This window comes from Burkholderia semiarida (genome assembly GCF_029268935.1).
GTDB classification, from domain to species: Bacteria; Pseudomonadota; Gammaproteobacteria; order Burkholderiales; family Burkholderiaceae; genus Burkholderia; species Burkholderia semiarida.
Genome location: NZ_JAHLCL010000008.1, coordinates 1,590,884 through 1,602,919, shown reverse-complemented (window position 1 = coordinate 1,602,919; position 12,036 = coordinate 1,590,884). Strand labels below are relative to the sequence as shown.

Sequence of the window (12,036 nt, the reverse complement as noted above, 5' to 3'; positions counted from 1 at the left end):
GCGGGCCGGGCGGGGTGCAGGCCGCGAAGGGCTGCGAATCCGCGCGGCGCGGTGGGGAGGCGTGGCCGGCGCGTCGCGAACGGGCGGCGCGCGGGTGAAGCGTTACGCGTAGTCGGCGGCCATCGCGGGTTGCGGCGCCGCGCGTACGATCGGCGCCGCGTCGTGGCGCTCGACGTGCGTCATCGCCGCACCGAACAGCACGAGGCGATAACCGACCGCGTAGATCGGGATGATCCGCAGATTCTTGTCGTGTTCGAGCTGCAGCTTCGAACGGATCCGCGAGATATGCGTGTCGAGCGTGCGCGACGACACGCCGAGCTCGCGGCCCCACACGGCTTCCTGGATTGCCTGCCGCGGCACGATCTTGTTCATGTTGTCGAGCAGGAATTCGACGACGTCGAATTCGCGCGGCGTCACGTCGACGACCTTGTCGTCGATTTCGATCGTGCGGCGGACGAAGTTGATTTTTATGTTGTCGATGTACAGGTATTTGCAATCCATGGTGGCCCTCGCATGTCCGTAAAGGAGTGTTTGCGGGTCCTGTGCTGCAACTTCCGGGCCAGGGGCGGGATCGTCACGTGGTGGCGGCCGCGCGGAGCGGCGCAGAGGGTCCGGCAGCCTTGAATTCAAAAGAATTTTTAACGGGAAGCGTCGGGCAGGCGATGAAAGGGCCGGATCGACGGTGAAGGATTGTTACGTAGCATCGGCGCGCCGACGTTACGGGCGTTACGTCTGACGTAACGTGGGAGAGGGGATGGTTTACGGGGGCGGGCTGGATGATGGTTCAGCCAGATAACGAACCCTACATCGAACTCTACCGGGTTTGCCTTATTTTGTTTTTAAATCAATGGGTTGTATGAACTTCCCGCCGACATCGAACCCTGCATCGACAGCGGCGCCGGCCACGGGGCATGCCCCGCCCGCGGCCGGCGCGCTATCGCATCGGGATCAAGCCTTCGCGCCATCCGCCGAATCGAACGGCAGCACGTAATGCCGCTTGCCCGTCGCCGCGAAGATCGCGTTCGCGACGGCCGGCCCGACCGGCGCGACGCCCGGCTCGCCGACCCCGGTCGGCGCCTCCGCCGACGGCACGATATGCACCTCGACCTTCGGCATCTCGGCCATCCGCAGCACGTGGTAGCCGTCGAAGTTGCGCTGCTCGACCTGGCCGTCCTTCAGCGTGATCGCGCTGTGCATCGCCGCGCCGAGTCCGAACCCGATGCCGCCTTCCATCTGCGCGGCGACGATGTCGGGATTGATCGCGATTCCGCAGTCGACCGCGCACACCACGCGCTCGACCTTCACCTTGCCGTCCGCGTCGACCGACACCTCGGCCACCTGCGCGACATAGCTCTTGAACGCCTCGGCCACCGCGATCCCGCGCCCGCGCCCCTTCGGCAGCGGCTTGGCCGGATCCCAGCCGGCCTTCTGCGCGGCCAGCTCCAGCACCGCGCGCATGCGCGGCTCCTTCGCGAGCAGGTCGCGGCGGAACGCGTACGGGTCCTTGCCGGCCGCGTGCGCGGCTTCGTCGATGAACGCCTCGACCGCGTAGGCCGTGTGCGAGCTGCCGACCACGCGCCACCACAGCACGGGTACGCCCGTCTTCGCGGTGGTGAGTTCGACCGACACGTTCGGCACCGCGTACGGCAGGTTCGCCGCGCCCTCGACCGACGTCGCATCGATCCCGTTCTTGACCATGAACGCCTCGAACGGCGTGCCGGCGAGGATCGACTGGCCGACGATCCGGTGACGCCAGCCCACCAGCCGGCCGTCCGCGGTCAGGCCCGCGTCGAGCTTGTGGAAGTACATCGGCCGGTAGAAGCCGCCCTGGATGTCGTCCTCGCGCGTCCATTGCAGCTTGACGGGCTTGCCGTCCGCGCCGAGCGCCTTCGCGATCGACACGGCCTCGACCACGTAATCCGACCACGCGTTCGCGCGCCGGCCGAAGCTGCCGCCCGCATACAGCGTGTGGATCTTCACCTGCTCGGGCTTCAGTCCGGCGACCTTGGCCGCGTTGCCCTGGTCGACCGTCTGGAACTGGTCGCCGGCCCAGATCTCGCAACTGTTCGCCGTCAGCTTGACGACCGCATCGAGCGGCTCCATCGGCGCATGCGCGAGATACGGGAATTCGTACGTCGCGCTGATCTTGCGCGCCGCGCCGGCGATCGCCGCATCGGCATCGCCGTCCTTGCGCGCGGACGCGCCCGGCTTCTCCGCGAGTTGCCGGTATTCGCGCATGATCTCGTCCGAGCCGCGCTTTTCCGCTTTCGTTTCGTCCCATTCGATCTTCAGCGCGTCGCGGCCCTGTTTCGCGGCCCAGAAGCCCGTCGCGACGACCGCGACGCCGCCCGGCACCTGCACGACCGAGACGACGCCCGGCACGGCCTTCGCGGCTGTCGCGTCGAACGATTTCACCGTCGCGCCGAAGCGCGGCGGCCGCTGCAGCAGCGCGACGCGCATGCCGGGGAATGTCGTGTCGAGCGTGAATTGCGCGGTGCCGTTCGATTTGGCCGACCCGTCGACGCGCGGAATGCGATGGCCGATCAGCTTGAAATCGGCCGGCTGCTTCAGCGTGACCTTGTCCGGCACGGGCAGCTTCGACGCATCGGCGACGAGCGCGCCGTACGTGGCCGTCTTGCCGCTCTTCGCGTGTGTGACGACGCCGTTGGCGGTGGTCAGCTCGCCGGCCGGCACCTTCCAGCGGGCCGCCGCGGCCGACACGAGCATCGCGCGTGCCTTGCCGCCCGCTTCGCGCAGTTGCTGCCACGAGTTCGCCATGGCCGAGCTGCCGCCCGTACCCTGCATCGTGCCGAACGCGAGGTTCGCATAGCGCTTCGCATCGGCCGGCGCGCTTTCGACGCGCACGCTCGACCAGTCGGCGTCGAGCTCCTCGGCGACGATCGTCGCGATGCCTGTATACGCGCCCTGGCCCATTTCGACGTGCTTCGCGATGACCGTGACGGCGCCGTCGGGCGTGATGCGCAGGAACGCATTCGGCGCGAATTCGCCGGCGGGGGCGGTGGCGGCGAGCGCGCGGCGGCCGAGGCCGGCCCAGTCGAAGCCGATCGTCAGGCTGACGGCGGCGGTTGCCCCCGCGGCTTTCAGGAACGTGCGGCGCGACGGGCGCACCGAACCGGTATTGTCGAGTTCGATCGTCATGGTCAGGCTCCCAGCGTCGCGGCCGCGTCGTGGATCGCGGCCCGGATGCGGGCGTAGGTGGCACAGCGGCAGAGGTTGCCGTTCATCGCGGCGTCGATGTCCGCGTCGGTCGGCTTCGGGTTCTGTTCGAGCAAGGCGGTGGCCGACATGATCTGGCCGGACTGGCAATAGCCGCACTGCGGCACCTGGAGCTTGACCCACGCGGCCTGCACGGCCTGCGCGGGCTTGCTTTGCAGGCCTTCGATCGTCGTGACGTGCTTGCCCGCGATGCCGGCGAGCGGCAGCACGCACGAGCGGACGGCCTGGCCTTCGAGATGCACCGTGCATGCGCCGCACTGCGCCATGCCGCAGCCGAATTTCGTGCCGGTCAGTCCCGCGTGTTCGCGAATCGCCCAGAGGACGGGCATCGACGGATCGGCGTCGAGCGTGACGTTCTTGCCGTTCAGGACAAACGAGGTAGGCATTTTTATGTCTCCATGGGGAAAACCCGCCTTACGGGCAGGTTAGCCGGGAGTGTGCGCGAGCAGCCGCTTTTTGCGTCTACCCAATCCTGCAAATTTATTGAACAATCCTGCAAATCCCCGCCACGCCGCGAGCCGTTTCGCTATGCTCGCGCGACACGGGAAATCATTCGAGGATGCGTCATGGACATGACCGATATCGTCGCGTCGCGCGAATCCGGGCGGCGCGAACTGGCGTCGCTGATCGGCCGCTTCGCGCCGGCCGACGGCTCGCATTCGACGGCCGTACCGGGCCTGATGCTGCATCGGCACACGCGGCCGGTCGACCTCGGCTGCGGCGTGTCGCGCGCCGCGCTGGTAATCGCCGCGCAGGGCGCGAAGCGCGTGATCGTGGCCGGCCAGGCATACGAATACGACACCCAGAATTGCCTGATTACGTCGATCGACTTGCCGATCCTGTCGCGCGTGACGCGTGCAACGCCGGAGGCGCCGTACCTGTGCCTGTCGCTGACGCTCGATCCGCAGCGCATCGTCGAGCTCGCGGCCGAGATGCGGCTGCCCGAGCCCGAAGCCGGCCCGGAAGGCGAGGGAATCGCGCTCGCCGAGCTGACGCCGCCGCTGCTCGATGCGGCGTTGAGACTGCTGCGGCTGCTCGATACGCCGGCCGACATCGCGGTCGTCGCGCCGCTGATCGAGAAGGAAGTGCTGTACCGGCTGATGACGAGCGGGCAGGGCACGCGGCTGCGGCACATGGCGATCGCCGGCAGCCAGACGCACCGGATCGCGCGTGCGATCGAATGGATCCGCGATCACTTCGCGGAGCCGATGCGCGTCGAGTCGCTCGCGCAGGCGGTCAACATGAGCGTGTCGTCGCTGCACCATCATTTCAAGCACGTGACGACGCTGAGCCCGCTGCAGTACCAGAAGCAGCTGCGGCTGCACGAGGCGCGGCGGCTGCTGCTGCGGCAGGGCGGCGACGTCGGGTCGGTGGCGGCCGTCGTCGGCTACGAAAGCGCGTCGCAGTTCAGCCGCGAATATAGCCGGCTGTTCGGCGCGCCGCCGATGCGCGACGTCGTGCATCTGCGGAAGAAGGAGCTGCTCGGCTGACGGGCGGCCGGCCCGTTGCCGCTTGTCGATTCGCGACGACTGCCGCCTGGCGGAATGCCGGCGCGGCGCTCCGGTTTCACTGACAACCCCGTCGATGCCTGAACGACGCGAGCATCGATCGGTGGTGATCTTCATCGCCTTTTCACCGACACGCCGATTGGCGTGCGGCCGCTGCCGCGCATTGACCGTTCGGTATGTACGTTCGTGTTTCGCGCGTGCATGGTGGGGCAGTGACGCGTCCGTGTCGGTCGCAGGATCGATGCGGTCCGATACGAACGACGAGGTGCGCGATAAACCAGGCTGTCGCGAGATTGGCGACCTGAGCGCCGTTTTGAATCGGCACGTTTCAGTGATGAGAATCAGGCGGATGGTGGGTCGAGTATGTCGCTTCAATGAATGACTCGTCGGTGCGCTATGGATGAAAGGCGAATCGAATGGAAATGAAAAAATGATGCGCCCGTTTTTGCCAGGATCGCATGTTTTTCCTTTTAAATTTTTACGGCCGCAACGCGCCGGACGGCAGCATTCTCGCTGCATGATCATGTGGCTATTCTCACGGATGAATCAAATCCGTTTCCCAATTCAGAGTGAATCGGCGTTCCGGCCGTATCGGCGGCCATTCGGCGTCGGGCATCGAGCGACTGGATCCGCGTTGTCCTGCGTCATGGAAGGTTTGCCGGCATGCTGCAACACGCGGTTTGCCGGCGCAAGCGCGTGAACCAGCGGCCCTGTCGCGAAACGCTTCTCAACTATGAAACAACCGTTCGCAGGGGTGTCCGGCGTGCCTTGTCGCGCCGAATTCGTCCGTCAAATCAGCGCATTGCGTCGCATTGTTAGAGGATCACTGCCGCGAACGTCCCGTTATCGCGATACATTCGTGAAACAAAAAATGCCATTCCCGGCGAAATGATCAGGCCTGGCGGCTGTTTTCGGCGCGCAATGCTCGGTGGAATATCGCATGGCATGCGGTTTGCGACACAGGACGCACCGGCGAGCGGTCGACACGATGCAACAACGATGTGGGGGCGGCCAGTTCGTCATAAGCCAGTCGGGGAAGCGGCGATGAACACTATAAGCAGTGGCTTGATCCGCGCGTTTCTTGCGCACCATAGGGGTAGTCCGATTGCTCGGGGTAGCGCTTGCGACGCAGTGCCAGCGTCGCCGGTCGCGCCTTGCCGATTTCGCGCCCTCCGCGCGCGCCGCGTGCTGGAGCGGTTGCCGTTGCGCGCCGCAACCCGGCGACAGCGATGCTCGACTTCATCGAGCGTTCCCGGATGGGCCACGCTGTTCATGCCGGACAGCGCGCCGATTCCACTTCAACCGTGCAGAGCCGTTTCGATCGCGCCGGGCCAGTGCCGGCGCCGGCCGGACTAGATCGAACGCGCGTCGGCCGGATTATCCGGAAGGCCTTTCTCCGTCAGCTCAGGGAGCAGACATGTCGTCTGGCTGCAATGCATGCCCGTTATCGCCCGGCTAAAGGGCATATGCGGAACGCGTGCCGCATTTTGCAGTATTAAATACATTCGCGAATTTTCAATTCGGAAAGCGGGTGCCTGGTTTGCGCGTCGCTTTTGGATGGGGTATTGAAAATCGCGAGCCGGAAGGATGTGCGCGTCGTTCCGGTTGATGTAATCATGGGTGTTTAAAGAGCGTATCAATGCTCATAAAAATAATAGAAAACACCTACGCATAAATTTTGGAAAAATTGAAAACATAAAACTAGACTTCGGCTGGCTAAAAATAAATTAGAAGGTTTGCAATTCGATAATTATTTCCCGATTTGATAGCAATCCTTATTTTTTGAGGATTGCTCGAGGCAGGAGGATCGATGGCGTGCGATCTTCCATGCTCATTCTCTCCACGCCGTTATGGAGTCGACCATGAAGAAGCTTCTGATTGCAGCAGCAGTTCTGGTGGTTTCGGGTGCAGCGTTTGCTGGCAGCGGCACGGTGTCGAGCACCACTTCGACGAGCGGTGGCCAGACGATGGCAGGGGTCACCGGGTTCGGCCACTTCACCGCGACCGATTCCGGCTCCGCACTCGGTGCAGCCGGTGCAACGGCGGGCTACGGCGGCAGCGGCTCGATCTCGTACACGAACCACACGCAAACGTCGACGGTCGGCGGCTTCGGCTTCGGCGGCGCACAAGCAGGCGGCAGCAGCGGCGCGAACGCGGGCTCGACCGGCTGGACGTATCACCACTAAGCCGCGACGCGTAGCGTTCGTCATTGGCTGGCGGTGCGGAGGCCGGGCCTTGCCGCGTGCGGGCAGGCTCGGCTCCGCCACCGTCGAACTTCCTCACGGCAAGGGATTGCTATGAAAGCCAAAGTCATTTTAGCGACCGCGCTCACCGTCATTTCGTCCGCTGCATTGGCGGCCGGATCGTCCACGACCAACCAGACGCAATCCGTTGCGGCGGGTGTTTCCGGTTCGGTGCTGGTCGGCTCCGGCAGCTATACCAGCAATTCGACTTCGACGGCCGGCGCGAATGCAGGCAGTACCGTGACACCGGCCGGCTCCGCCGGCACGGCGTCCGCGTATCACAACTCGACTTCGACGGCCAGCGGTTGGGGCACGAACGGGGGCGCGTTCGCGGCAGGCGGCGGTATCGGTGCCGCCGGCTCGTTCGCCGGAAACGGCAGCACGAACGAGAACGCGAATGCGCTTTCGGGCGGGGTGACCGCCACGATCGTACTCGGCGCGAACCACTACACGGCCACGGGCGCAAACGACCACGGCATGGCCAACGCCGGCGCCGCGGGTTGGACGGGCATGGGCGGGTCGGGCGCGATCGCGGGCTCGAATCACACCAACGCGTCGACCGCGTGGAGTACCGGCCCGGCCGGTTCGCCGTCCGCATCGGGCGGAAGCCAGGCCGACTCGAGCGCGACCGGGAGCAGTCATTAGTCAGGTGTGGGGGGCCAGTTTCCCAGCGACGCTGGTCTCTTTTCCACCTTGTTGTCACGTAAGGAGTTGGCATGAAGCAGAACCTGATTGCCGCCGCGCTGATGCTCGCGTCGCTGACGGCGTATGGCGCCGACCGTGCCGCCGATGGCGGGCAATCGACTATGCAGACGTCAAACAACCGTGACCAGACAACCAAACCGTCAGAACAACAAACGCTTTCGTCGGGCAGCGCGATCGGCGGACCTGACACCCGGCAATGGCAGGGCATGTCGGCCGGCTCGTGGTCCCAGCTGGGCAGCGGCTGGAAGCAGTTCGGGGAAGCAGCGAAATCTGAAGTCATTCAGGGGAATTAGTACGGTTGCCTGGGTCGGAGGTCCAACCTCGTCCGGAGAGTGAAATGAACAGCAACAGGATCAAGGTGGCATGTGCGGCGATGTTCGCGATGACCACGATCGGCGCCCAGGCGCAAACCGCCGATTCGACGTCGAGCGCGCAGTCGACGACGTCGTCGACCGCGATCAGCCAGGGCGGTGGTTCGAGCATGAACACGAACACCACGAGTTCGCGCGGCGGCAATGCCACGAGCAGCAGCGGGGTACGCGGCAGCGGCAATTCGAGCGTGAATGTGAACGTGACGATGCCGTCCACTACGGCCGGCGGCAACGTGGCGCCGCAGAGCACGAACGCACTCGCGACCGGCGCGCCGGGCTCCAGCCCGTACAACACGCAGGCGACGGAAAACGTCAATTACTCGGGCACGCAGACGATCAAGACGAATCCGTCGATCCAGGCGCCCGGCCTCACGACCACGCTGTCCGATACCTGCATGGGCTCGGTGAGCGTCGGCGTGTCGTTCCCGGGGTTCGGCGCGACGGGCGGCACGACGCTGGTCGACCAGGCCTGCGTGCGGCGTCTCGATGCGCGCGAATTCCGTGCGATGGGATTGACCGACGTGGCGCTCGCGCTGCTGTGCCAGAGCGACGCGAACCGGCGCGCGGTGGAGGCGACCGGGCACCTGTGTCCAGGCACGACCGCGCCGCTCGCGCGTTCGAACGTGGCGCCCAGCGTCGAAGCGACCGTCGCGGACGACATCAAGTATCGCGATCCGATCGTGCGCGACCGGATGGGCCTGCCGCCGCTCGGCTCGGCCTCGCCGGCGCCCGCGGCGACGCGCCCGATCGAGACGGCGTCGATGCGCGCCGCGCCTGTTTCGGTGCCGGTTCCTGTCCCGACGATGGCGCCCGTCGCCGCCGCGCCTGCCGTCGCGACGCCGGCCGTTGCCGCAGCCGCGCCGGCCGTTGCCGCGGCAGTCCCCTCGGCCGCGGCAGTCCCCTCGGCCGCGGCGCCCGTGGCGACAGCCGCGCCTGCGGCCGTCGCCGCGCCCGCTGCGTCGGTCGTACCGGCCGCCGCAATGGCCGCCGTGCCGGCTGCAGCGGTCATTGCCGCTCCGGTCGCGGCCGACAAGGCCACGCCAGCGCCGGCCGCACCGGTTGCCGATACGAAGGCGCCGGAACCCGCGCAGCCGGTCGCCGACAAAGCCTCCGAACCCGCGCCGGCGGTTGCCGACAAGACGCCCGGGCCTGCTCCGGCCGTCGCCGACACGGCTCCCGAGCCAGCACAGCCCGTCGCCGACAAAGTACCGGAGCCGATGCCGGCCGCGACCGACACGGCGCGGGCTGCGGGCGAGATGGTGGCCGAACCGATGCCGGCGGCTGCCGTCGTCGCGGTGCCGGCAGCCGATGCGAAGGCTGTCGATGTGAAGGCTGTCGAACCGGCGCCGCAGGCATCGGCCGAACCGCCTGCCCCGGAGGCCGCGCCGCCGGCCGTCGTCGCGGCACCGGCCGACGTGCCGGCCCCCGTCGCGAAAGTGCCGGACGCGGTCGAACCCGCAGTAGCCGCCGCCGCGCCGCCCGCCGCCGCATCGGCGTTGACCGATCCGGCGCAAGCGTTGTCGCCGGCCACGGTCGACCAGCAGGCCGCACCTGCTGCGCCGGTCGCGCCGGCGCCGACCGTCGTCTCGACGAGTACCTCGTCGTAAGCATGCGGACCGGTTTGCCGTGCGACCGGCGCGCCGGCCGCACGGCAGGCGTTCGGCCCGATGCCCGATGGTCGTTTCCTGTTTGACGGGTGTTGTTCCGATCCCCGAGGTCAACACCTCTTTTTGCGTGACGAGGATGCAAGGAGGCCTCAATCATGAGGATCTTTTTGGTCGCTTTGCTGCTGACCAGCGTGCAAGCCGCTGCGCAGTCGGTTTTCCAGAATCCCGCGGTCTTCGTCATTCTGAGCGAGCAGACGCTTGCGAACGCCGCGAGCGTGCAGCAGGCGCTGTCGACCCTCGGCCGTCCCGACAATGCGGCATGCGCACCGATGATGATGATCGGCGATCCGCAGATGATCTACATGATGCCGGAAGCGGGCCACGCGCCATCGTGGCAATCGCCGGTGTACGGCCGAGGCGCGCCGTTCGACGCACAGAGCGGGCCGAGGCCGACCGGCAAGACGGTCGGCGCGATGCAGCACGCCGAGGACATGCGGACGCAACCGTGGAGCGACGGCAGCGCGCTCACGCAGAGGATCGCGGGCGAGCCGGCCGTCACGGCGGCGGACCGGGTGAACGCATGGCGGCACACCGGGCTCGACCGGATCGAGACGGCCCGCGCGTCGGACGTGACGGTAAACGGCAAGACCTACCGCGCCTATCGCGACGATCTCAACGGATCGGCGAAGCCCGTCGTCGAGCCGCAGGTCTACACGCAGCGCGTCGTGTTCTGCCGATGACACGGCATCGATTCGAGGACGGAGCGGCGCCGCGCCGCAGGGCCGCAGGCCCCGCCGGCGCGATCGGGCAACGGCCGCTCCGATACCCACCCTTATGCGGCGAGGCGATCGTGAACCATTGTTGTCAACCGAGCATGTCAGGCCCGCGAGAGGTCGAACGGCAGATGAGCGCGCTGCCGTTCATCGCGGTCCGGCACGACCCCGTCGCGCCGTCGCGCCCGCTCGTTTACCTGTCGCAGCGACACGATGCCGCGCTCGTCGATATGCTCGCGTCGCGCGGCTGGGACGTGCGGCGCGCCAAAACCGTGGCCGATGCGCTGAATCTCGTCAGGGCGAACCGTCCGCATGCGGGCATCGTCGATTTCGACAGTTTCGCGTCGCCGGACGTCGCGTCGTTCGAGGCGCTGCTGCGCGACCCGCGTGTCGGCTGGCTCGCGTTCGCCGGCGGCGAGCGGTTGCGCAACCTCGCGATCGCGCGCCTGATCCGCCGCTGCTGCTTCGACTACGTGCGCAACCCGGCGGCGTACACGACGATCGGCTATCTCGTCGGCCATGCATACGGGATGCTGAAGCTCGCGGACGGCGACCCGGCCGCGGAGGCGCCGCCGCCCGGCGGCGAGATGATCGGCGCGTGCGGCGCGATGCGCCGGCTGTTCGCGACGATCCGCAAGGTCGCGAACACCGACGCGACCGTGTTCATCGCCGGCGAATCCGGCACCGGCAAGGAGCTGACGGCCGCGGCGATCCACCGGCAGTCGTCGCGCGCCGACGCACCGTTCGTCGCCGTGAACTGCGCGGCCATCCCGACGTCGCTGCTGCAGGCCGAACTGTTCGGGCACGAGCGCGGCGCGTTCACGGGCGCGCACCAGCGCAAGATCGGCCGCATCGAGGCCGCGCACGGCGGCACGCTGTTTCTCGACGAAATCGGTGACATGCCGTTCGAGAGCCAGGCGAGCCTGCTGCGGTTCCTGCAGGAAGGGAAGATCGAGCGGCTCGGCGGGCATGCGTCGATTCCGGTCGACGTGCGGATCGTGTCGGCGACCCACGTCGATCTCGAAGCCGCGATGCGGGCCGGGCGGTTCCGCGCCGACCTGTACTACCGCCTGTGCGTGCTGCGGATCGACGAGCCGCCGCTACGCATGCGCGGCCGCGACATCATGCTGCTGGCCGACGACGTGCTGCGGCGCTATCGCGGCGACGGCTCGTACCGGATTCGCGGCTTCACGCCGTGCGCGATCGAGGCGATCCACAACTATCCGTGGCCCGGCAACGTGCGCGAGCTGATCAACCGGATCCGCTTCGCGGTCGTGATGACGAACGGCCCGCTGATCTCCGCCGCCGATCTCGAACTGCACGCGTACACGTCGCTGCGCCCGCCGACGCTCGCGCAGGCGCGCCGGCAGGCCGAGCGGCACGCGATCGAGGAAACGCTGCTGCGTCACCGCCAGCAGCATGCGAACGCCGCGTCGGAGCTGGGGATCTCGCGGGCGACGCTGTACCGTCTGATGACCGCGCACGGGCTGCATGGCTGACGCGCTGCGGCGGCGCCGCTCAAGACCGCGCGGCGGCAGCCGTTAAAACATGAAACGGCCCGGCCGGAACGCGCATCGATGGGCGCGCAACCG

At 67.1% G+C, this 12,036-nt stretch carries 12 protein-coding genes; 8 read left to right on the top strand and 4 right to left on the bottom strand.

Features of this window, described 5'->3' with window-relative positions:
* Nucleotides 1–102: 102 nt before the first annotated feature.
* From KPB06_RS30485 to KPB06_RS30475, 3 genes are all read right to left on the bottom strand, one after another.
* On the bottom strand, nt 103–501 hold the full coding sequence (locus tag KPB06_RS30485) for a winged helix-turn-helix domain-containing protein (protein WP_059639757.1): 399 nt from the start codon (nt 499–501) through the stop codon (nt 103–105).
* Nucleotides 502–948: 447 nt separating this feature from the next.
* Nucleotides 949–3,159, bottom strand: a complete 2,211-nt coding sequence (locus tag KPB06_RS30480) for a xanthine dehydrogenase family protein molybdopterin-binding subunit (RefSeq protein WP_089465677.1) — start codon at nt 3,157–3,159, stop codon at nt 949–951.
* A gap of 2 nt (nt 3,160–3,161) precedes the next feature.
* On the bottom strand, nt 3,162–3,623 hold the full coding sequence (locus KPB06_RS30475; RefSeq protein WP_006480868.1) for a (2Fe-2S)-binding protein: 462 nt from the start codon (nt 3,621–3,623) through the stop codon (nt 3,162–3,164).
* Nucleotides 3,624–3,803: 180 nt separating this feature from the next.
* Between KPB06_RS30475 and KPB06_RS30470 the strand changes: the two genes are divergently transcribed.
* The 5 genes from KPB06_RS30470 (at nt 3,804) to KPB06_RS30450 (ending at nt 7,986) form a co-directional block, all read left to right on the top strand.
* Nucleotides 3,804–4,727 (top strand): AraC family transcriptional regulator, encoded by a 924-nt coding sequence (locus KPB06_RS30470; RefSeq protein WP_059584731.1) that lies wholly within the window; start codon nt 3,804–3,806, stop codon nt 4,725–4,727.
* A 1,247-nt stretch (nt 4,728–5,974) separates the two neighbouring features.
* Complete coding sequence (locus KPB06_RS30465; protein ID WP_179231784.1) at nt 5,975–6,244, top strand: hypothetical protein; 270 nt, start codon at nt 5,975–5,977, stop codon at nt 6,242–6,244.
* A 363-nt stretch (nt 6,245–6,607) separates the two neighbouring features.
* Complete coding sequence (locus tag KPB06_RS30460) at nt 6,608–6,931, top strand: hypothetical protein (RefSeq protein WP_059585110.1); 324 nt, start codon at nt 6,608–6,610, stop codon at nt 6,929–6,931.
* 111 nt (nt 6,932–7,042) lie between these two features.
* Nucleotides 7,043–7,633 carry a hypothetical protein gene (locus KPB06_RS30455; protein WP_059584733.1) on the top strand — a complete coding sequence of 197 codons (591 nt, stop codon included), beginning with the start codon at nt 7,043–7,045 and terminating at the stop codon, nt 7,631–7,633.
* A gap of 71 nt (nt 7,634–7,704) precedes the next feature.
* A complete protein-coding gene (locus KPB06_RS30450) occupies nt 7,705–7,986 on the top strand; it encodes a hypothetical protein (protein ID WP_059584734.1) in 282 nt (93 codons plus the stop codon).
* Here KPB06_RS30450 and KPB06_RS30445 read toward each other — a convergent pair.
* Nucleotides 7,970–8,281: a hypothetical protein gene (locus tag KPB06_RS30445; RefSeq protein WP_226093905.1), complete on the bottom strand. Its 312-nt coding sequence runs from the start codon at nt 8,279–8,281 to the stop codon at nt 7,970–7,972. The two genes, KPB06_RS30450 and KPB06_RS30445, sit on opposite strands and share 17 nt — an antisense overlap.
* On the opposite strand from KPB06_RS30445, the gene KPB06_RS30440 reads away from it, so the two are divergent.
* The 3 genes from KPB06_RS30440 to KPB06_RS30430 all read left to right on the top strand — a co-directional run bounded on the left by KPB06_RS30440 (nt 8,271) and on the right by KPB06_RS30430 (nt 11,943).
* Complete coding sequence (locus tag KPB06_RS30440; protein WP_275905759.1) at nt 8,271–9,671, top strand: chemotaxis protein CheA; 1,401 nt, start codon at nt 8,271–8,273, stop codon at nt 9,669–9,671. The two genes, KPB06_RS30445 and KPB06_RS30440, sit on opposite strands and share 11 nt — an antisense overlap.
* Nucleotides 9,672–9,826: 155 nt before the next feature.
* Nucleotides 9,827–10,411, top strand: coding sequence for a hypothetical protein (locus KPB06_RS30435; protein WP_089465673.1), 585 nt, complete (start codon nt 9,827–9,829; stop codon nt 10,409–10,411).
* Between the two features lie 164 nt (nt 10,412–10,575).
* The gene (locus KPB06_RS30430) at nt 10,576–11,943 is read left to right on the top strand and encodes a sigma-54 dependent transcriptional regulator (RefSeq protein ID WP_373453017.1); all 1,368 of its coding nucleotides are present in this window, start codon (nt 10,576–10,578) and stop codon (nt 11,941–11,943) included.
* Nucleotides 11,944–12,036 lie beyond the last annotated feature (93 nt).

Bases quoted from the DNA above. Each gene is read 5' to 3' on its own strand.
- KPB06_RS30485 (WP_059639757.1), bottom strand. From the start codon at position 501: ATGGATTGCAAATACCTGTACATCGACAACATAAAAATCAACTTCGTC.
- KPB06_RS30480 (WP_089465677.1), bottom strand. From the start codon at position 3,159: ATGACGATCGAACTCGACAATACCGGTTCGGTGCGCCCGTCGCGCCGC.
- KPB06_RS30475 (WP_006480868.1), bottom strand. From the start codon at position 3,623: ATGCCTACCTCGTTTGTCCTGAACGGCAAGAACGTCACGCTCGACGCC.
- KPB06_RS30470 (WP_059584731.1), top strand. From the start codon at position 3,804: ATGGACATGACCGATATCGTCGCGTCGCGCGAATCCGGGCGGCGCGAA.
- KPB06_RS30465 (WP_179231784.1), top strand. From the start codon at position 5,975: ATGCTCGACTTCATCGAGCGTTCCCGGATGGGCCACGCTGTTCATGCC.
- KPB06_RS30460 (WP_059585110.1), top strand. From the start codon at position 6,608: ATGAAGAAGCTTCTGATTGCAGCAGCAGTTCTGGTGGTTTCGGGTGCA.
- KPB06_RS30455 (WP_059584733.1), top strand. From the start codon at position 7,043: ATGAAAGCCAAAGTCATTTTAGCGACCGCGCTCACCGTCATTTCGTCC.
- KPB06_RS30450 (WP_059584734.1), top strand. From the start codon at position 7,705: ATGAAGCAGAACCTGATTGCCGCCGCGCTGATGCTCGCGTCGCTGACG.
- KPB06_RS30440 (WP_275905759.1), top strand. From the start codon at position 8,271: ATGCCGTCCACTACGGCCGGCGGCAACGTGGCGCCGCAGAGCACGAAC.
- KPB06_RS30435 (WP_089465673.1), top strand. From the start codon at position 9,827: ATGAGGATCTTTTTGGTCGCTTTGCTGCTGACCAGCGTGCAAGCCGCT.
- KPB06_RS30430 (WP_373453017.1), top strand. From the start codon at position 10,576: ATGAGCGCGCTGCCGTTCATCGCGGTCCGGCACGACCCCGTCGCGCCG.